This is a genomic window from Pseudomonas sp. NY15374, from assembly GCF_048068255.1.
Lineage (GTDB): Bacteria > Pseudomonadota > Gammaproteobacteria > Pseudomonadales > Pseudomonadaceae > Aquipseudomonas > Aquipseudomonas machongensis.
In genome coordinates, this window is the sequence record NZ_JBLUPZ010000002.1 from 20,385 (window position 1) to 41,483 (window position 21,099).

At 63.1% G+C, this 21,099-nt stretch carries 13 protein-coding genes; 3 read left to right on the top strand and 10 right to left on the bottom strand.

Going from position 1 to position 21,099, the window contains the following annotated elements:
- Window positions 1-6: 6 nt before the first annotated feature.
- From ACNFHO_RS04485 to ACNFHO_RS04515, 7 genes are all read right to left on the bottom strand, one after another.
- Entirely contained in the window at window positions 7-1,200 is a 1,194-nt protein-coding gene (locus tag ACNFHO_RS04485; RefSeq protein ID WP_416765437.1) for an acetyl-CoA C-acyltransferase, read from the bottom strand.
- A gap of 12 nt (window positions 1,201-1,212) precedes the next feature.
- Entirely contained in the window at window positions 1,213-1,980 is a 768-nt protein-coding gene (locus tag ACNFHO_RS04490; RefSeq protein WP_063545554.1) for an SDR family NAD(P)-dependent oxidoreductase, read from the bottom strand.
- 12 nt (window positions 1,981-1,992) lie between these two features.
- On the bottom strand, window positions 1,993-3,639 hold the full coding sequence (locus ACNFHO_RS04495) for an acyl-CoA synthetase (protein ID WP_416765439.1): 1,647 nt from the start codon (window positions 3,637-3,639) through the stop codon (window positions 1,993-1,995).
- Window positions 3,640-3,778: 139 nt separating this feature from the next.
- On the bottom strand, window positions 3,779-8,233 hold the full coding sequence (locus tag ACNFHO_RS04500; protein ID WP_416765440.1) for an NEL-type E3 ubiquitin ligase domain-containing protein: 4,455 nt from the start codon (window positions 8,231-8,233) through the stop codon (window positions 3,779-3,781).
- A 163-nt stretch (window positions 8,234-8,396) separates the two neighbouring features.
- The gene (locus ACNFHO_RS04505; protein ID WP_416765441.1) at window positions 8,397-9,434 is read right to left on the bottom strand and encodes an AraC family transcriptional regulator; all 1,038 of its coding nucleotides are present in this window, start codon (window positions 9,432-9,434) and stop codon (window positions 8,397-8,399) included.
- Between the two features lie 92 nt (window positions 9,435-9,526).
- A complete protein-coding gene (locus ACNFHO_RS04510; RefSeq protein WP_416765443.1) occupies window positions 9,527-13,990 on the bottom strand; it encodes an NEL-type E3 ubiquitin ligase domain-containing protein in 4,464 nt (1,487 codons plus the stop codon).
- Between the two features lie 39 nt (window positions 13,991-14,029).
- On the bottom strand, window positions 14,030-14,932 hold the full coding sequence (locus ACNFHO_RS04515; protein ID WP_054894337.1) for a LysR substrate-binding domain-containing protein: 903 nt from the start codon (window positions 14,930-14,932) through the stop codon (window positions 14,030-14,032).
- 110 nt (window positions 14,933-15,042) lie between these two features.
- On the opposite strand from ACNFHO_RS04515, the gene ACNFHO_RS04520 reads away from it, so the two are divergent.
- Both ACNFHO_RS04520 and phnX read left to right on the top strand, forming a co-directional pair.
- Complete coding sequence (locus ACNFHO_RS04520) at window positions 15,043-16,149, top strand: 2-aminoethylphosphonate--pyruvate transaminase (RefSeq protein WP_054894338.1); 1,107 nt, start codon at window positions 15,043-15,045, stop codon at window positions 16,147-16,149.
- Window positions 16,150-16,184: 35 nt separating this feature from the next.
- A complete protein-coding gene (gene phnX / locus ACNFHO_RS04525) occupies window positions 16,185-17,012 on the top strand; it encodes a phosphonoacetaldehyde hydrolase (RefSeq protein ID WP_063545561.1) in 828 nt (275 codons plus the stop codon).
- 81 nt (window positions 17,013-17,093) lie between these two features.
- Here phnX and ACNFHO_RS04530 read toward each other — a convergent pair whose 3' ends face one another.
- Entirely contained in the window at window positions 17,094-17,654 is a 561-nt protein-coding gene (locus ACNFHO_RS04530; protein WP_054894340.1) for an NADPH-dependent FMN reductase, read from the bottom strand.
- Window positions 17,655-17,810: 156 nt separating this feature from the next.
- On the opposite strand from ACNFHO_RS04530, the gene ACNFHO_RS04535 reads away from it, so the two are divergent.
- On the top strand, window positions 17,811-18,029 hold the full coding sequence (locus ACNFHO_RS04535) for a hypothetical protein (RefSeq protein WP_054894341.1): 219 nt from the start codon (window positions 17,811-17,813) through the stop codon (window positions 18,027-18,029).
- On the opposite strand, the gene ACNFHO_RS04540 is transcribed toward ACNFHO_RS04535, so the two are convergent.
- A complete protein-coding gene (locus tag ACNFHO_RS04540) occupies window positions 18,013-20,265 on the bottom strand; it encodes an Orn/Lys/Arg decarboxylase N-terminal domain-containing protein (RefSeq protein WP_112898737.1) in 2,253 nt (750 codons plus the stop codon). The genes ACNFHO_RS04535 and ACNFHO_RS04540 overlap by 17 nt on opposite strands.
- Before the next feature lie 72 nt (window positions 20,266-20,337).
- The gene (dnaQ, locus tag ACNFHO_RS04545; RefSeq protein WP_226938339.1) at window positions 20,338-21,090 is read right to left on the bottom strand and encodes a DNA polymerase III subunit epsilon; all 753 of its coding nucleotides are present in this window, start codon (window positions 21,088-21,090) and stop codon (window positions 20,338-20,340) included.
- Between the last annotated feature and the right edge of the window lie 9 nt (window positions 21,091-21,099).

Genomic DNA, 21,099 nt, shown 5'->3' on the forward strand with positions numbered 1-21,099 from the left:
TTCACCTCAGTACAGGCATTCGACCGCGATCGCCGTGGCTTCGCCGCCGCCGATGCAGATGGCCGCGATACCGCGGCGCAGGTTGTTCTGGCGCAGCGCCGAAAGCAGCGTCACCAGGATGCGCGCACCGGAAGCGCCAATCGGGTGGCCCAGGGCACAGGCGCCGCCATGAATGTTGACCTTGTCATGGGGCAGGTCCAGGTGCTTCATGGCGGCCAGGGTGACGACGGCAAAGGCTTCGTTGATCTCGAACAGGTCCACCTGGGCAAGATCCCAGCCAGTACGTTTGATCAGCTTGTCGATGGCGCCGATCGGTGCGGTCGGGAACAGCGCAGGCGTATCGGCGAAGGCTGCGTGACCGTGGATCACCGCCAGCGGCTTGAGACCACGCTTGTCGGCTTCACTGCGGCGCATGAGTACCAGGGCCGCGGCGCCGTCGGAGATAGAGCTGGAGTTGGCGGCCGTCACCGTGCCGCCCTCGCGAAATGCCGGCTTGAGCTGGGGGATCTTGTCCAGCCGCGCCTTGGGCGGCTGTTCGTCGTCCATGACGAGCCGTTTCTCCTTGCCCTCGGTGACCTCCACCGGCACGATCTCGGCGCTGAAGCGGCCATTCTTGATCGCGTCCTGGGCACGGGTCAGCGACGCAATGGCGAAGTTATCCTGGGCCTCGCGACTGAAGGCCCCGGCCTGGGCGCAATCTTCAGCGAAGGTGCCCATCAGGCGACCTTTGTCGTAGGCATCCTCGAGGCCATCCATGAACATGTGGTCGATGATCCTGCCATGCCCCATGCGATAGCCGCCGCGGGCCTTGTCCAGCAAATACGGGGCATTGGTCATGCTCTCCATGCCACCCGCCACCACCACATCGGCACTGCCGGCCAGCAACAGGTCATGGGCCATGATCGCCGCCTGCATGCCAGAGCCGCACATCTTGTTCAGGGTGGTGCAAGTGGTGTGCTTGCCCAGGCCCGCCCCGAGGGCGGCCTGGCGCGCCGGCGCCTGGCCAAGCCCGGCGGGCAATACGCAACCGAACAACACCTGCTCGACGCTGGCGGCATCGATGCCGGCACGCTCGACTGCGGCGCGGATCGCTGCGCTGCCCAGCTGCGGTGCAGTGAGGCTTTTCAGGTCGCCCTGCAGGCCACCCATGGGCGTGCGCACGGCACTGACGATGACGATCGGATCATTGACGAGGCTCATGAGCTCTTCTCCTTACTTGGCAGCCATGCGCAGTGCACCGTCGAGGCGGATCACCTCGCCGTTGAGCATGCTGTTCTCGATGATGTGGCGGGCCAGCGCCGCATATTCCTGCGGGCGGCCGAGACGTGGTGGGAATGGCACCCCGGCGGCGAGCGAATCACGCACTTCCTGGGTCATCCCGGCCATCATCGGCGTCTCGAAAATGCCGGGAGCGATGGTCATCACGCGGATACCGAAGCGCGCCAGTTCACGGGCGGTCGGCAGTGTCAGGCTGGCAATCGCGCCCTTGGAGGCGGCATAGGCCGCCTGGCCGATCTGCCCGTCATAGGCAGCGATAGAGGCGGTATTGATGATCACACCCCGCTCACCGCCCTCGTCCGCAGGGCCTTCGGCCATGGCCGCTGCGGCCAGGCGCAGCATGTTGAAGCTGCCAATCAGGTTGACATTGATCACCTTGGCAAAGCTTGCCAGGCCATGCGGCCCCTGTTTGCCCAGGACCTTCTCGGCGCCGACGATCCCCGCGCAATTGACCAACCCGTGCAGGCCATCGAAGGCGCTGACGGCCGCCTCGACCGCTGCCTGGGCGGCCGGCTCGCTGCTGATGTCGGCCACTGCGAAGCGGGCGTTGTCACCCAGCTCCCGCGCCTTGGCTTCGACCGCCTCGGCGTTGAGGTCGACCAGCATCACACGGGCGCCGGCCTCGACCAGCATTTGCGCGGTAGCGGCGCCCAGCCCGGAGGCGGCGCCGGTGACAATGAAACTTTTGCGTTGAACGTTCATGGAGGTCTTCCTTCAGGCGCCAGCAGGGTTGGCCTGCGCAGCGCGTTGCTTGGCGATTTCCTGATTGCGCAGGATGAAGCGTTGCAGCTTGCCGCTCGGGGTCTTGGGCAGCTCGCCGACGAATTCGATTTCACGCGGGTAAGCGTGGGCGTACAGGCGCTGGCGCACATGTTGGCGCAGAGCCTCTTCCAGTTCAGGGCTGGCGCTATGGCCTGCAGCCAGCACCACGAAAGCCTTGATCAGCTCGGTACGCTGGGGGTCAGGCTTGCCCACCACCGCCGCCTCGATCACCGCCGGGTGTTCGATCAGCGCGCTCTCCACATCGAAAGGACCGACGCGGTAGCCGGAGGTAGTGATCACATCGTCGCTGCGGCCGACGAAGCTGATGCTGCCATCGGTGTTGAGCTCGACGGTGTCGCCGGAAAGGTAGTATTTGCCGATGAACGCCTTGGTGGGGACGCCGTGGTAGCCGCCGAACCAGCACAGCGGCGACTGCTCGCGGTCGACTGCCAGTATCCCCGGCTGACCGGCAGGCAGCTCGTTGCCAGCTTCGTCCAGCACCACGATGCGATGCCCGGGGATAGCGAAGCCCGCCGAGCCCAAGTGTACCGGGTGCGCCAGGCCATGGTGGTTGCACAGCACCATGCCCAGCTCGGTCTGGCCATAGTGGTCGTGGATGGTCACGTTCAAGGCGTCGGCGAACCAGCGGATCACTTCGGGATTGAGCGGCTCACCGGCGCTGCTGACCACCCGCAGACGCCCCTTGATCGGTGCCGAGAACGCCTCACCGGCTGCGATCAGCAAGCGATAGGCGGTGGGTGAGCCGGCCAGGTTGCTGATGCCCAGCTTGTCGATGATCCGTGCACAGCTCTCGACGCTGAACGGACCATCGTAGAACGTGGTGGCGTGCCCCAGCGCCAGGGGGCCGGTAACCGCGTAGTACAGGCCATAGGCCCAGCCCGGATCGGCCAGGTTCCAGAAGGTATCGTCAGGGCGCAGGTCGATGGCATCGCGCATGTAGCCCTGGAAGGCGACGATCGCACGCAGCGGGACCTCGAGTGGTTTTGCCGGCCCTGTGGTGCCGGACGTGAACATCAACAGGAAGGGGTCGTCGCCGCTGCGCATTACCGGCTCGCAGTGATCGCTTGCCGCCTCCAACGCCTGCTGGAAATCCAGCTCGTGCGCCGCAGCACCGACCGTGATGATCGCCGGGCAGCCGCTGACATCTTCCAGCTTGGCGCGGTTGTTGCGATCAGTGACCACCACCCGGGCCTGGGACTGCTCCAGACGGTGCTCGATGGCCTTGGGACCGAACGCGGTGAACAACGGCTGGTATACCGCCCCCAGTCGCCAGGTGGCGAGAATCGTCACCAGCAGTTCGACGGTACGTGGCATCAGGCCGGCGACCCGGTCCCCAGGCCCCACGCCCTGATCCTTCAGGACATTGCCCATGCGAGCCGACATGGCCTGCAGCTGCTCGAAACTGTAGCGCGCGCCGTTACCTTCCTGGTCTTCACAGATCAGCGCAGGCAGGTTGCGGCCGACATGCCGGTCGCAGCACTCGACACAGGCGTTAAGTGCTTGCAGGTTGCCATGCAAGGCGTTTGCGGCAACCCGGTCATATTCGAATGCTCGCGCGGCCTCTGCGTAATCACGCATCGTCGGACTCCTGATTTCTTGTTGTTGGAGTTGAACCCTAGGTCCGACGATAGTCGCGCCGCCAGCGCTTGTGGACAATGGCAAAAGCGCTCATCAGGCATGATCGGTTTGGCCACTGTAGCCTCAGCGCCCTGAGCGTTCAGCCAAGCCCCCGCTCCCGGCCAATCAGCATTTGCCGGGTCAGTTCACGTATCATCTCGAGCTCCTCGACGTCCCGCCGACTCTCCAGCGCCTCGATCTCCAGGGCCAGATTCTCGGCCGAAATCTGGTCGGCCCTGGCCTGCAGCGCTGCCAATCGTGTCTGATGGTCTGTTTCGACGCGCTCGAAGACCGCATCATGGCGCTCAAGCATATAGCGCCGCCAGAACGCCTGCCGGCTCAGGCTTTCACCCAGGGCTTCGATCGACTCCGCGGCCCTCACCGCCACCAGCGCTTCCTGGAGCTGGCTGTCAGTCACCTCGGCCGCCGAGGCATAGTCCATGAACCGCGAAGTGAACGGTAGGCTCAGGCGCTCCCTCAGGCTCACTCGGTAGTACAAGCGCACTGCAAGCTGGTCGACACTGTCGCCGGCTTCGATCCGGCGACGGATGTCGGCACGAGCGAACGCGTCCAACTGGTCCAGGCGGAAGAGCCCCTGACCGAGTGTGATCAGCTCACTGCCCCGCTCATGCAAGGTGTTGGCATCGGCACGCGCAATCGCGGCGCAGCGCTGCAAATCACTGAAACGGTCACTGACCGCGTTCAAGCAGGTCAGGTTGTCGTCGGCCAGCGCGTAAATCCGGTTGCGCAGGTCAGTGTCGGCGCTGATGGCATTGAGCACCGACCATACGCGCGTCGACAGCACCGCTGGCACCTGAGCATGGTCCTGCGTGAGCGTCAGCCACCCCAGCAACTGGAAGAACCCATCGCTGTCCGGCATCGCCTGCAGCGTGTCCCATTGGAACAGCCGCGCGTTGTACAAGGCCTCATCGCCTCTGTCCAACCACCAGGTGCGCACCACGTCGACATTCTGCCGGGCCAGTCGCTCGGGAAGGTGCAAGTGCTCCTGGATCACGTCGAGAGCATAGAGCCCTCGCAGCTCAACGCTCGACAAAAGATTGCCTTCGACCATGAAACCGCGGCGGAAGACATTCGGCATCTGGAGGATGGCCGCTGGCACGACACGAATCTGGTTGTCGCGCAGGTCGGCGCGCTCGAGAAATCCGCACTGCTCCAAACCGTCCGGCCAGGCACCCAATCGGCAATGGCGCACACTGATTTCGCGCAGTTGCGGAAGGTGATTGAAGCGCAAGATCAACGCTCCTAACGGATTGTGGCTCAGGTCCAGCTCGCTCAGATGTTGCAGGCCCGTCAGCACCTGGACACCTGCTTCATCCAGGCGAATGTCGTTACGCGCCAGTCGCAGACGACGCAGCTCGACCAGGTGAACGATACCTCGTGGCAAGGCCAGCAGATGATTGCCGCTCAGGTTCAGCTCCCTCAAAGCGCTGAAACAACGCAGGAAATCGGTCGGCACATGATTGAGCGAGGTGTCGCTGATCACCAGCGTGGTAACGTTGGCGAACGTCGTCGGGTGGGCGAACTCGGGCAAGGTCTGCAGTTGTACGCCACTGATCACCAGGGTCTGCTGCCCGTCCTGAAGGCGCCAGGCCTGGCGCATGCGCTCGGCAGCCTGGACGCGGGCAGCGTGGCTACGGCCGCCAAGCCCGGCGCTGAGCCAACCCGTGAGTGCCCCCTCCAGTCGCTCGTAATCGCGTTCAAGCTCGGCCAGCCGCCGGTACACGGACCCAGGCGCTTGCTGCATCTGACTCAGTCGCGCCTCGAGTTGCGCGGGTAAAAGATCAGGATAGATCGCGCGCAGACGGTCCAGTAGCGACTGCCAGGACGAGCCAGGCTGCCCGCGTCCACTGAGCGGATACCCAACACGCCCATCAGCCATGCGCCGTCCAGGGTTGAACCAGGATTGGCGCGGGGTCCAGCCCAGCAGACTTACACGCTCACTGCGTGTGCTCGGTAGTTGCGCACGCAACGCCGTACGCAGCAGCAGACCTGCATGCATACCTGCAAGCCCCAGTGAGGTCCGTACCTCGACCGGTAGTGCGTCGACCAGCGCCTGTGCCATAGACAACGCGGGCTCACCCTGCTTCCGACCGCCATGGTCGTAGCGTTGGAACTGGCAATCCTTATGCACCAGTGTGACTTGCGAGCCAGTGTCGGCAACAGGCCCGACGGCCTTGACCACCCGTCCATCAAGGGCTCCTTCACGCAACACCAGGCGCAACGTCTGCGGCCACCCGGGTAGCCGTGCTGCCAGCGCCAGAACCAGTTCGGCACCTTCGTCGCTGTATACATTGTCCAGGTAAAGCGACTCGCAGGCGCGGTTCAAGCGAGCCAGTTGCAGCAGTGACCGGGCGTCGTTCGCCACCGCCAGCGGTACGCGTGATTCAACCTCGGCGATCGTGCGCAGACGGCTCGACACCTGGGCGGCTGCCTGCACGGCATACCGTGCAGGCAACCCGGGAAAGTCACGCTGCAACAGCGCACACAGCGGGTCTGCAGGCGGGTTTTCGGTCACCAGATACTGGAAAAGATCGCGGCGCAGCACCGGCTCCTGCGCCAGCAAGGCAACACGCAGCGCGGCACTGTCCGCCTTGTGCGAGCCTAGCAACGCCAGGCACCACGCCTCGATACGTGCATCGTCCACAGGTAGCTGGTCCTCGGCCAACGCCTTGAAGAACGCCGATACCTGTCGGTCCGCATCGAAGCGCCGCAACGTCTCGCGCAGGTTGGCCGGAACCTCACGGCTGTCCACCAGCAAGCCACGCAACTCTTCGACATCGATGTCCGCCATGTCGAGAACGGCCAAGGCATCGGTGCGGGTCAACGCCGGGTCCAGGGGCCATAGGCTCTGCAGCATCCGAGCCTCGTCCGACCACTCCAGCGGTCGCTCCAGGCGCAGCCGCCAGCCACGCTCGCCGACGGTTTCCAGCGCAGGACCGTAGGCAGCCACACGACGCGGGTGACGCACGCGCCAGCCACCTTGAGCCGACGGTTGGTGCACGGCAAAGAAACGCTTGCCAACCCGCAGCCAGCGCGAGTCGGCAGTGCGATAGAGCCCGTCATCCTGCAAGCGCGGCTGTAGCGGCTCGGTAACATAAGTATCCAGCGCGCTTGACCAAAGACGCGTGCCAACGCCTTGCACGTCGACAGGCTCCAGACCATCAACATAGCTGCTGCGGGCGAACCCCCGTGCAACCACCGCAGCCCCTCCAGCCACCGCCGCCGTGACCGCAACGGTCTCGGCCACACCGAGCAGATGCTCAAGGGCTTCATGTTGATGACCACGGGTCCAGTCCGCAGCCCCTTCGAACACCTGCGAGAGCGTCTGCTCCACCAACTGGCCAAACAAAATCGCACCGATCGCAGGAATGAACAGCCCTGCCAGATTGGCCAAGCCAAGCCCGATCGACTGCCACGTCTGCAGGCGTGACTGGGTCGCAGCATGATCCGCGTCAGCGGTCGGCACCAGCACGTACCGTGCGTCGGACTTCACCCGCTGCACCTGCTGCGCCACCAGCTCCGCGAACAACTCGCCCTGCACTGTCTTGCCTTCGATCTGTAGATCCGGGCTGGCATCGGCCAGACGTTTGCCCAGTGTCTGCAGGAACGTCGGCCGCTGTTCAAGCGCAACCAGACCACTGAAGAACTCAAGGTAAGCCTTGTCCTCAAGCGCGGTGACCATAGCCGCACTCAGGTCTTCCCACGAGTCATAACGCCGCAGAGCAAGCTGCGGGTCACTGGGCAGGTACAGGATGACACCCTTGCTCACACCTGCAGCGTCGCGCAGCGCGATGGTCAGGCCATCAGTGATACTGCAACCCAGCACCGTCAGCATGCCGGAATAGCCTCGCAACAGCGTCTCATGCTGCTCGGGCACACCTTGGACGATATCCTGCAAAGCAATCTGCTCAAGCGCCGATATCTCTCCCTTGAGCGCTGCGATCTCGATCACAAGGCTCAGGCTCGAGCGCTTGTCCTCGGCCAGCAGCGCGCAGTTCGATGCACTGAAAACCTGCGCTAGCTGGGCCTGGTAAAGGCTGCCGACGTTTTTCTTGCGACAGTCGCGTGCCAGATCGTTCGCCGGACCTGACAACACAACATCAGCCCCCGGATGCACCAGCCCACTGCCCTCGAGTGCGGCGTCGTCGGCGTGAAAGTTCTGCATCAGTCGCAGCAACCCTGGCTGTCGCACGTAACCCGGTCGATAGAACGGCCAATGCACTCCCGGAACCAGGCCGAACTCGCGCCTGACATCCAGCCACTGCAACTGATCGAGCTTACAGTCCTTGGGCAACCGGTCGCCGAGCAGCGCTGTGAATTGCTCAAGTACGAAGGTGTGCAGCGGGATCAGGTCGAGCGTTGCCGCACGCACCTTGTCCTGGCTGGCCCGGCTGCTCTTGAAGCGATCGCGCAGACGGTTGATCTGGGCAGGTGAGGCACGCTTGAGCCATTCGGGCAACCCGGTGCGGATAAAGTCATCGACTGCATCGGCAACACTGGGCTTACCGACGGTCGAGGGAGGGATAGATGTCATGGGAGAGGCTCCTTTCGCAAATCGCGTCATGCACTCTCGCTGGACCGTCCGGGCCATGGCAGGAGGAATGAACTCCCGTCATGGGCTGCGAATGATCGGATTAGCGACCTGCGCCCAGCTCATCGCTGGCCTCGGCTTCACGTACACAGGCATCACTCGGCATTCAGCCGGAGTTCTTGTCTTGTACCTGCGTGCCACCCAATACGAAGGCCCGATACCCCCCTGGGTTGCAGCCAAACCACTTGCGAAACGCGCGATAGAACGAACTGGCGTCGGCAAACCCCAGGCGTTCGGCGATATCGCTCATCGGCAGCGAACCCTCGCTCAGCCAGTCGATCGCCAGCTGTCGGCGTACGCTATCCTTGAGCCCCTGGTAGGTCTGCCCTTCCTCTGCCAAGCGACGGCGCAAGGTCGATAACGACAGGCACAGGTCGCGGGCCAGACGTTCGGCGTCGGGCCACTGGCCGGGGTCAAGCTTCCCCAGGATGCGACGCACACGTCGGGCGAGGCTGTCTGGATCTCGGTATTTGACCAGGATGTTGCCCGGAGCCTCGGCGAGAAACTTCTGCAACTCCTCGGGCGTGCGCCTGAGGGGCAGGTCAAGGCAATCGGCGGCGATGATCATGCGCGTACGCGGGCGTTCGAACTGCAGGTTCTCGGAGAACATCACCCGGTAATCGTCACAAAACGGCGGCTCGGCACAACGCAGGTCAATGGCGAGGATGGGAATGCGTCGGCCCGCCAGCCAGCAGGCGACGCCATGGACAATCATCCAGAACGTAAAATAGGTGAAGGCACGCCTGGGCTCATCGCGCGGTTCGTTGATGGTGATCTCGGCCAGGCTCTGCTGGCGCACCAGCCCGGGCTGCAGGTCTTCGAGCATCAACGAGAGAAACCCCAACGCAGTCTCCAACCCTGCGCCAAGCGTGGGCTGCGCCATGCTTGCCTGGCACATGAACGAGAGGCTGCCGCTACGCAGACCGCGCGGGTCCATCGCGAAGAATTCGTCGTTGCATCGACGTGCCAGCAAGCGCCAGAGACGCGCGTAGGCATCGGCACCAACGCGCGCATCAGCTTGCTCGAAGCTGCGTTCATCGATTCCCGCCCGCCGCAGCAGCGCTGCGTCAGCCTTGCCCTGCGGGCAGGTCTGCAGCAGCGCTTCGCGCACCAATTGCATGGAAATCGTATCTTTCTCGCTCATCGGCTATCCAGATTGCCCAATGCAGGCCATCTTAGGGCCATGACGAAAAAAGGCCAGCTCCTGAACAATTCATGGACCGGGTCTGCTGACCCTCACTCGGTCTGACGTGCCAGTGCCTGGCGGGTCAGCTCGAGTGCCTTGGCATCTACTGCCGACTCGCACTCCGCAACGATCGCTCTGCCCTGAGCGTCGTACTCGGCATCCGTGAGGCTGTGACGACGGGCATACACAGCCTCCATTCGCGTTACGAACGGTTCGCGTATCAACCCGAAGGCTGCTTCGTGCGATCTTTGCAAACGATCAAGCCAAAAGCTTCTATGGCTGATGTCAACCGCCAGCGCATCACTGGCCTCTGCCTCGAGCACGGCGGCCTGCGCCGCCTGAAGATCTTGCCGACTCACCCCGGCGATGGTCTCGAACTGCATCGTACGCGGTTGGCCTGGCAAGTCGAGGGCTTGCGCCAACCCTACCCTGTAGGCCAGGCTCACCTCCACCTCATCGACGCCTCGCCCACCGGCGCGGCGCTGCCTGACGTCCTCTCGGGCGTAGGCTTCCACTTGGTCGAGACGGAAGAACCTCCGTGCCAGGTCCAGCAATTGCGTCTCGGCCTCGTCCGCTGAGCCGCTCTCGACCGCAGTACTGAGCATCTTGACTTCCAGCAGGCCGAAGGTCGAAATCACACTGTCCACGCAGGTGCGTGGCTCGCTCGCAAGCGCAAACAACTGTTCACGCACAGCCGTATTCCGTTCGACCATGTCGAACATGGCCCATACCCTGGCCTCCAGGTGCGCCCGCGCCAAGCGAAAATCGCTGGTGTCCGCCAGTGCGTGAATCAAGCCAAAGAAATCGGCGCTTCCCGGTTCCGCCTGCAGGCGGTCCCATTGCGCGGCGCGGGTGACCCGGGACGCATCGTCGAGCCGCTCCAGCCAGCGCGTGCCATCGTGTACGTCGCTCTCGGCCTCGTTCTCGGCCTCGCTCTCAGACGTCCAGCTCGGGTCGATCCACAGGTCACGGTACTGCTCGGGTAGCGGATTCCCCACCAGCGCGAGCCTTCGCCGCCACTGCCCAGCCCGGTTGCGCAGGCTCAGCGGCAAGGCGGTGATTTGGTTGTCGCGCAGATCGACATAGTCCAGGGAGACCCCCAGTGCCAGATGTCGCGGGACCTCGGTCAGACCAACATTGCGCAGACCCAACTGACGCAGACGCGGCATTTGATCCAGCGCCAGCCCGAACATCCCGAGCGGGTTTTCGCTCAAGTCCAGCATACGCAGTTGGCGCATCTGCCCGAGTAAGGCAAGGCCTGCTGCATCGATTTGGAGCTCGTTTCGCGAAAGCGTCAGCTCACGTAGATGCGGCAATGCAGAAAGCGCCTGGGGGACTACGGCCAACCTGTTACTGTCCAGATTCAGGGTCAGCAAACTGCCAAATGGCTGTAGAAAGCCCGTGGGAAGATCGCGCAGTTGCATGTGCGACAGGGTCATCTCACTGACGTGACTGAACCCCTCATGCCCGGAGAGATCCGGCAGCTCGGCCGCATCCAGACCGGACAGTACCAGCACCATACCAGGGTCGCCGTTGCTATGCGCCCTGCCAGCCAATCCTTGAAAACGCCAGCAGCGACGGATTTCATCAGCCACCTGACGTCGCTGTCGACGCGTCGCTACACCGTCTTCATCCTCGGCCCAGCTCTGCAGGTCACGGTCAAGTTGCGCATAGATTTGCTCCTGCGCGAGCAAGGCCGTGAAGGAAGACCCCGGCTGCTCATCGAGAACCTGAAGATAGCTCTCTAGTTGCCTTTCGCTGAACCCTGGATAGAGGCTGCGCACCCGATCCTCCAGCGTGCGTTCGGCCGCATGACTGCCGCGCCCACCACGGCCACTCATCAAATAGCCGAAACGCCTGTCCGGAAGGCGGACCGGTGGGCGGAACGTCGGCTTGGGCGGCTGAACATTCAGCAGTTCGAGCACCTGGGTCCGGCTGTTCGGTAGACCGCGCCGGAGGTCGGCACGCATTGCTTCGAAGGCTGCCTGGCCTGTCCATCCCAGCCGCTGGCGGTCTGCCTCGGGCAGATAGTGCCACAAGCACTCCAGCAGCCCACCCGCGCCCTCGGTTTCGACGAGCAGACGCCTGCCATCCTCGAACACGTGCATCTGCCCTGCGCGCCATACCAGTACCTTGGGCTTACCCCCTGTATCAGCCGGGTACAAGCTTGTGATGAGCCGTCCGTCGACAGTGCCTTGGCGTACCTCGAAGTTGATTTCGCGGGGCCAGGCCGGCTCCCTGCGCAGCAACGCGAAGACCAGGCTCGGCAGCTCTTGCTGGTAGGCGTTGTTGAGGTACAACCCTTGCAATAATCGGCAAATCCGCGCCTCGTGCAACGCCAGACGCGCGCGCTCCGCCAATGCCAGGTCCAAACGTCCGCTGCTTCGCAAGCGCTGTTGCTGGACGGGGCTTACACGATCAAGCAGATCGGCGGCATACACATCAGGCAAGCCGGGGAAATCACGCTGTATCAAGGCAGTGTCCGTGCGCCCGCCCGGCTGCTCAGTCAAATGTGCCATGAGCTCCTCACGCAACATGGCAGCGTCATCAAGCATGGCTTGTACACGAGCCTGAGACGTCATTTGCTCAAGCTTGAGGCGATTGCTGCAAAAACGCATCAAGTCCACCTCAGCAGTTTGCGGGCTATGATGCAACGCGAGAAAGAACTGGTCGATTCTTCCATCAGCGGCGAACCGGTTGAGGGTGTCACGCAGCCCAGCAGGAAGCGCTCGTTGCTCGGCGACGAGGCGGCGCAAGGTCGAGTGGTCAATATCGGCGATCGACAAAATCGACTTGATCCGCTGCTCATCGAATTCGGAGGCCAGCGGCCACAAGTGTCCGAGCAAAGACGACTCGCCCTGCCATTCCTGCGGGCGCTGCCAGGCCAGGCGCCAACCGTATTCACCGTTCCATTGCAACGCTGGAGCAAAGCCCGACTTGCCGTCGCCTCGTTGCAGCCGCCATTGAGCTGCAGCGATATCACGACGAACGCCGTGAAGGTGGCCTTGATGCAACCACCAACGCTCGCCGCCATGTCGGTACAGGCCATCGGGGCCACGTTGCGCGTGCTGCGGCACATTCCTGGCGCGGTAAGGTGCCAGCTCATGGGACCACAATCGTCCTGTACCTTGCCGTGGCTCGACAGGAGCCAATTCCTGAACGAAACCGCTACGTTGGAAACCTCGGGCTACCGCCGCCCCACCAGCAGCCCCCAAGGCATTGACAGCAACCACTTCGGCGACGCCAAGCATGTGTTCCACGGCTTCATGTTGATGGCCGCGCGACCAGTCGACAGCGCCCTCGTAGACCTCGTCAAGCACCTGCACCACCGTTGCCGCGAGAAACAACTGACCCAGCCCTGGCACGAACAGCGATGCCGCTTGTAGCAAGTTCATGCCGACGGACTCGAGTGCCAGCAACCGTTGCCACTTGACCTTGTCATCGACGTCCGCCACTGGCACCAGCAGGTACCGGGCATCATCCTTGATCTGCTTCACCTGCAACTCAGCGAGCTCGGCGAACAGGGCTTTGCCACAGACCCTGCCGAGGACCTCCAGGTCAGGCACCGCATCGCTCAGACGCTTTTTCAACATGGCCTGGAAGCCGATGCGACTGTCGAGGGCAATCAGCGCGAGCAAGGCTTCATGCTCGTGCGGGGTCGCGAGCATCGTGACCAGATGAGTAACGACGCCGTTCAAGTCGGCAAATCGCTGCAGTGGTCGATGAGGCAGAAAAAGCAATATGCCCGCGCTATCGGAAGGTCCCGATGCATGCGCATGCTCCGACAGCTCTATGAGCAAGGCGCCCAATACTGCATGACCCAGCAGATAAAGGTGCTTCACCTTCACACTCGGGAGCGTCGGATTCACTGTCGACACGCTTCCCAGGAGGGGCTCCAGCGCCGCCAGCTCGGCCGCCTCGATGCGACCCTGCACAACCGCAAGCTGAGCCGCCAGCGCCAGGCGCCTGGCTTTCTCCTCGGCCAGCAATGCGGTGACCGAATCATCCAGTACCTGCTCAAGATGCGTTTGGTAATGCGCGCCAGCATCAACTTGGCGACACACCTGTGCCAACCGGGCGGTATCCACGAGCAGCTTTTCGCTGGTCAGAGACGCATGGGGTCCGGCCTTGATCAGACCAGTGCGGTGGTCAAAGTTAAGCCCCGATACGAAGTTCTGCATCAGGTGGTTCATCGCAGGTTCAAAGGTGAAATGATTGACCAGCGTCTCTCCACCTAAAAGGCTGTAATTGTCCCACCGCTGGCGCCATAAGCTATTGCGCAAGTCCAACCGGACCTTCAGCGTGTTTTCCATTGCCGTATTCAGGAGGCTACAGGCGAAGTCTTGGGGAGCCTTCAGCGCCTTGAACGCCGCCTGAAGACGTGCTTCCACCGCACGGTGCTCGTCGAATCGGCGTCGCAAGGTCGTGATTTGCTCGGCCGAAGCGGCATGCAGCCAGACAGGCAGGTTGTCCACGATGAAGCTGTCAGTGTGATCGAGTTTGAGGGTGGTCATAGGAGTTTCCTGGAAGATAACCAGGACTACTCTTGCCAATCACCTCAGCGGGGCACAGCCGGAACTGTTCCCGTCCTCTTCGGACATACTGGCCAACCCCAGGAACGCCTGGATCAAGCGCAACGGGCGACGCCGCTCCAGGCAGCCGATCATGTGCCGGTTGAGCAGCCCTGCGCCCGCCATGGGGCGCGCCACTACCCGTGGATCATGCGCTACCTCCGCCGAAGAGACGATCCCGATGCCAAGCTGCGCGGCCACCGCTTCGGTTACCGCCTCGCGACTGTCCAGCTCCAACACCACTCGGGGTTGCACATGGACCGCAGCGCAGGCCCGGTCGAAGGTCTGCCGGGTGATCGAACTGGGCTCACGCAGCACCATGACCTGCTTGTCCAGAGCCCTCAGCGCCAGCTCCCCAGGCTCTGCGGCCCACGGGTGACCGACCGGCAACAAAGCGCACAGGTGCGACTCGCCCAAACTCTGCAGATACAGGCCCTTGCGCGGTTCCACCTCGGTCAGCACCGCCACATCGGCGTGCTCGGACAGCAGCGCCGCCAAGGTCTCCTGGGCATTGCCCAGGCGCAGGTTGACGGTGATGCCAGGGTAGCGTGCGCGCAGCAGCGCCAGCATCGGCATGACCCGGTGCGGTCCGTCTGCTGCGACCTCCAGACGCCCGGTCAGCAGCTGACGGTTCGCTTCGAGCATCGCCTGGGCCTCTTCGGCCAGCCCGAACATGGCCCGGGTAATGGCCGCCAGACGCGTGCCCTCCTCGGTCAGCTCGACACGCCGCGCAGTGCGGCGCAGCAGGGTGATCTGGTAATGCTCCTCGAGCGCCTTGACGTGTCCGGTCACTGCCGGCTGGCTGATGAACAGGCGCGCCGCGGCACGGGTGAAGCTGCCCTCGCGGGCGACGGCATCGAAGGCACGGAGTTGAAAGAGGTTCATTTATCGGCCTGACTTATGGTTGGCATAACGACAAACAATTTGATTGATGGATGGGCGAATTGCAACCTAGCCCCGTCGTTTCTGCCCACTGCCCCCGAGGAAGTCCCGCAATGACCAGCGCCCCGATTCTGCTGACCCCCGGCCCACTGACCACTTCGATCCGCACCCGCCAGGCCATGCTGGTGGACTGGGGTTCATGGGATCGTGATTTCAATCAGCTGACCGCCAGCGTCTGCGAACAATTGCTGGCGATTCTCGACGCCAGCGCCAGCCACCACTGCGTGCCCCTGCAAGGCAGCGGCACCTTCGCCGTGGAAGCGGCCATCGGCACCCTCGTGCCGCGTGATGGCAAGGTCCTGGTGTTGATCAACGGTGCGTACGGCCAGCGCCTGGCAAAGATTTGCAAGGTGCTGGGCCGCAATTACAGCACCTTCGAAACCGCCGAGGATCAACCGACCACCGCCGCCGATGTCGACCGCCTGCTCGCCGCCGACCCGGCCGTGACCCACGTCGCACTGATCCACTGTGAAACCAGCACCGGTATTCTCAACCCGCTCGCCCAAATCGCCCAGGTCGTCAAGAACCACGGCAGACGCTTGATCATCGATGCCATGAGTTCGTTCGGCGCCCTGCCCATCGATGCGCGTGAGGTGCCGTTCGAAGCCCTGATCGCCGCCTCCGGCAAATGCCTGGAAGGTGTGCCTGGGATGGGCTTCGTGTTCGCCGAGAAAAATGCCCTGGCCGCTGCCGAAGGCAACGCCCACTCACTGGCCATGGACCTTCACGACCAGCACACCTATATGGCCAAGACTGGCCAGTGGCGCTTCACCCCGCCTACCCACGTGGTCGCGGCACTACACGAAGCACTGCAACAGTACGCTGAAGAAGGCGGTCTGCCAGCGCGGCACCAACGCTACGCCAACAACTGCCGGACCCTGCTCGACGGCATGGCCAGAATCGGCCTGCGCAGCTTCCTGCCTACCGACATCCAGGCGCCGATCATCGTCACCTTCCACGCACCCACGGACGCCCGCTACCAGTTCAAGGACTTCTACGAGCGGGTCAAGGCCAAGGGTTTCATTCTCTATCCAGGCAAGCTGACCCAGGTCGAAACCTTCCGCGTCGGCTGCATCGGTGTGGTCGGTTCGGCAGGCATGCAGGCCGCCGTCGATGCCGTGGCCCAGGTGCTGCGAGAAATGGAAGTGCTGGATATCTGACCTCTTTGCCCACCCCATTGATGGAAATCGTGCACATGAACTACAGCAACCCCACCCAACTGCAAGCCGCCATTCTCGATTGGGCCGGTACCGTGGTCGACTTCGGCTCCTTCGCCCCGACCCAGATCTTCGTCGAAGCCTTTGCCGAGTTCGATGTCGCGGTGTCCATCGAGGAGGCCCGCGGCCCGATGGGCATGGGCAAATGGGACCATATCCGCACCCTGTGCGATGTGCCGGAAATCGCCGAGCGTTACCGCAAGGTGTTTGGCCGTACCCCGACCGACAACGACGTCACGGCCATCTACGAGCGTTTCATGCCTCTGCAGATCGAGAAGATCGCCGTGCATTCCGCACTGATTCCCGGTGCACTGGATACCCTCACTGGGCTGCGCAAGGACGGCCTGAAGATCGGCTCGTGCTCGGGCTATCCGAAAGTGGTGATGGACAAGGTGGTAGCGCTGGCAGCACGCAATGGCTATGTCGCCGACCACGTGGTGGCAACCGACGAAACGCCCAATGGTCGCCCATGGCCGGCCCAGGCTCTGGCCAACGTGATTGCCCTGGGCATCGACGATGTCGCCGCATGCGTGAAGGTGGACGATACCGTGCCGGGCATACTGGAAGGTCGTCGTGCAGGGATGTGGACCGTGGCGCTGGTGTGCTCGGGCAATGCCCTGGGGCTGACCTGGGAGCAATACCAGGCGCTGGGTGCCGAAAGACTGGAGGAGGAACGCAAGCGGATCCATGCGCTGTTCGAGGGCTCGCGACCGCATTACTTGATCGACACCATCAACGAGCTGCCGGAGGTGGTTGCCGATATCAATCGGCGACTGGCCAAGGGGGAGATGCCGCAGGGGGTCTGATGGCCTGGCGGTGACTCACTGGCGGGCAATTCGCAGCGGCTCGCCGCTGCGAATTGCCCGCGAAAAGGACAGCGAGCGCTATCACACCGCCCTATTGAGCTTCACCCACGCGGCAAACCGATCAATGAATGCCTGCAGGAACGGCCGAGTCTTGTCACTGAGCTTGCCCGCCTCGTCGAACAGTGTCGCCGCGCCTCCGATGTAGGCTTCGGGCATCTGCATGCAGGGCATGTCGAGAAAGACCAGCGATTGGCGAAGCGCATGGTTGGCACCAAAGCCACCGATCGCCCCCGGCGACACACTGGCCACCGCCGTCGGCTTGCCGCCCCAGGCACTCTGCCCGTAAGGTCGCGAGCCAACATCGATGGCGTTCTTCAACGCCCCCGGGACCGAGCGGTTGTACTCCGGAGTGACGAACAGCACCGCATCGCTGCGGCGGATCTCGTCGCGAAAACGCTGCCAAGGCGCCGGTACACCCGCGGCCTCGACATCCTCGTTGTACAACGGCAGATCACCGATCTCGATGATTTTCAACGCAAGGCTGGACGGCGCCAGCTCCGAAAGGGCGCGAGCCACCTTGCGGTTGTAGGAGTCCTTGCGCAAGCTGCCGACAACGACCGCTACCGAATAGACCTGGCTCATGGCGATTTGCATCCTCTGCTGGGGAAGGGGAACTGTGTAGTTATAGATGACCCTGCTTCACCCTCGAGGTTTTTTTCCGTAACAAGAAAACTTCCCGCCCCCTTCGCTGGTCTATGACTGCAGATATTTCTCCATATTTCAGAGGTTTCAACCTACATGGCAGCAGTACTGGTCGGCCAATTCCACGCCCGCGACGCCGAAGGCCGCATCTACCCGGTGCATGAGTTCCAGGAGTCGACCTTGCAGGCGGACGGCAGCACCCTTGGCGCGCCGATCACCACCTATCGCCTGGCCATCGGCGACCGGGTCAATTACCTGGGTGAAGACCGCTTCGAACTGGCCCAGAGCGGCGTCGAGATCATTCGCATTCCGTGACGCAATCCACCGTGTAAGGCCCATCGCCTTCATGCTGCAGGCCATGGACATCGGCAACGAAGCCGGGAAAGCCCCTGTCGAAGGCTCGAGCGAAGGCCAGGTAGTCGAGGATCGAACGGGTCGCCTCGGTGAAGCGTTCGCCCGGCATGATCAACGGAATACCTGGCGGGTAAGGCACCAGCATCACCGCTGAGATACGCCCGAGCAGTTGCTCGATCGGCACCGCCTCGACCTCTCCCTTCACCATTCGGTCGTAAGCCTGCCCTGGGCTCATGGCCACTTCCGGCAAGCGTGTGAACAGGCGTTTGAGCTGTTTGGCCGTAGCGTTGGCACGGTAGCAGTCGTGCAATTGCTCGCACAGGTCGCGCAGGCCCAGCCCCTGATAACGCAACGGTGCGACGGTCACAACGCTGGGCAGGCACAGCTGCAGGACGGTATTGGCATCATAGTGGCGCTTGAACTCGAGCAACTCGGTCAGCAGCGTGCTCCACTTGCCCTTGGTGATCCCCATGGAGAACAGCACCAGGAAACTGTACAGCCCGGTCTTCTCTACCACCAATCCACGTTCCCAGAGGAACTTGCTCACCACCGCCGCTGGAATCCCATGCTCGCCGAGCACGCCCTCGGCGGTCAGCCCCGGCATCACCAGGGTCACCTTGAGCGGATCGAGCAGCACGTAGTCGTGCGCCACCTCGCCAAAACCGTGCCACTGGGCGCCGGGCTCCAGCAGCCAGTCCTGCGCGGCCAGGCGCTGGATACCTTCGGCCGTCGGTGGCTGCCAGATGCTGAACCACCAGTCATCGGTCGCGATGTGCGCACGCAGGTTGGCCAGCGCACGACGAAAGCTCAGGGCCTCGTCGAACATCTCCTGCAGCAGTGATCGCCCGGCCGGGCCTTCCATCATGGTCGAGGCAACATCGAGCGATGCCAGGATGCTGTACTGAGGCGAGGTCGATATATGCATCATGAACGCCTCGTTGAAGCGATCGCGATCAAGCTGGCGAAGGGCGCCATCCTTCACATGGATCATCGAGGCCTGACTGAAAGCAGCCAGTAGCTTGTGGGTAGAGTGCGTGCTGAACAGCAGCGGGCTGTCGACCTCGCGGGCGGTGCCCATGGCATAACGCCCACTGAAGAAGTCGTGGAACGCGGCGTAGGCAAACCAGGCCTCGTCGAAATGCAGTATCTCGACACTCGCGCCCAGAGCTTGCTTGATCTGGCCGGCGTGGTAGCACAGACCGTCATAGGTGGAGTTGGTCACCACCGCCAGGCGAATGCGCGGCGCGCGGCCACGGGTCAGTGGATTGGCCTGGATCTTGGCCTCGATCGACTCACGGCTGAACTCGTTGAGCGGGATCGGCCCTATGATGCCCAGTTCGTTGCGCTCCGGGCACAGGTACAACGGGATGGCCCCGGTCATGATGATCGCATGCACCACCGACTTGTGGCAGTTGCGGTCCACCAGCACCAGGTCATCACGCGCGACCATGGCGTGCCAGACGATCTTGTTGGCGGTCGAGGTGCCATTGATGACGAAGAACGTATGATCGGCACCAAAATTGCGCGCAGCCCTGGCCTCGGCCTCGGCCAGCGGCCCGGTGTGATCGAGCAACGACCCCAGCTCCGGCACCGAGACCGAGAGGTCCGAGCGCAGGGTGTTCTCACCGAAGAACTGGTGAAAGGCCTGACCCACCGGGCTCTTGCGATATGCCACGCCACCACCGTGGCCAGGCGTGTGCCAGGAATAGTTCGATTGCGCAGTGTGCTGCACCAACGCCTTGAAGAAGGGAGGCAGCAGGCCGTCGAGATAATTGTGCGCAGCCCTCGCCACCTGCCGGGCCAGGAAAGGCACAGTGTCTTCGAACAGGTAGAGGATGCCACGCAACTGGTTCAGCTCGCTCATCGCCTCGGCAGGGGCATTTTCGAGGGTAACCTGCTCACCCAAGGCAAAGATCGGCAGATCCGGTGCACGCAGCCGCGCCAGGTGGATCAGCTCGGCCATGTTCTGCAGCAGATGGATATTGTCACCGACGCCTTCGGCGGCGATCAGCATGCAGGCCAGGCCGTGGTGGGTCGCGGCGACCAGACGCGCTTCGGCATGGTCGGCGGCGGCGAGGATGGCGAAGCCATCCTGCTTGAGCTCCTCGGCGATACCCCGTATGCGCTCACCGGCGACGCTGTCGGCCTTGATCGCACGGTGGACAATGAGGATGGGAAACTTCAGGTCCTTGTACATCAGGCCGCTACCTCCAAAGGACGCGTGTCCATTTCAGGGTAGTCGAGCCTCAGGGCAACTGTATGGGCGGTGTCAGCCTGCTGGCGTTTCGGTCAGTGCCTGCCACATTGCCGGTGCCCCCGCCGACTTGGCGATCGCCGCCAGACGCTCGGCATGTGCCTCGAGCTCCTCTTCGCTGGCCATGATCACCCGCCCCGGCTGACGCCCGACGATACGGCGGATCTCGCTACCATTGCCGCCTTGCCCTTCGTTGTCTTCAGCGCCCTGGCCGGCCAGCGACAGGCTGGTCTGGCCACCGGTCATCGCCAGATAGACGTCGGCAAGCAGTTCCGAGTCGAGCAGCGCGCCGTGCAGGTCACGGCCAGAGTTGTCGATGCCGTAGCGCTTGCACAACGCATCGAGGCTGTTGCGCTGGCCCGGATGGCGCGAGCGCGCCATCATCAGGGTGTCGAGGATGGTGCAGTGCTGGGAGATGTCGGCGCGGTCCTGGCGGCCCATCAAGGCGAATTCGTTGTTGATGAAGCCAACGTCGAACGCCGCGTTGTGGATGACCAGTTGCGCGCCCTGGATGTACTCGAAGAACTCATCGGCCACATCGGCGAAACGCGGCTTGCCGACCAGGAACGCGTCGGTGATGCCGTGAACGCCAATGGCGCCCTCGTCACTCTCGCGGTCTGGCTGCAGGTAGACGTGGAAGTTGCGCCCGGTCAGGCGTCGGCCGATGACCTCGACGCAACCGATCTCGATGATCCGGTGGCCTTCGCTGACCGGCATACCAGTGGTTTCGGTATCGAGGACGATCAGTCGGGTGTTCTGCTGCTCCACGCGGGGGCT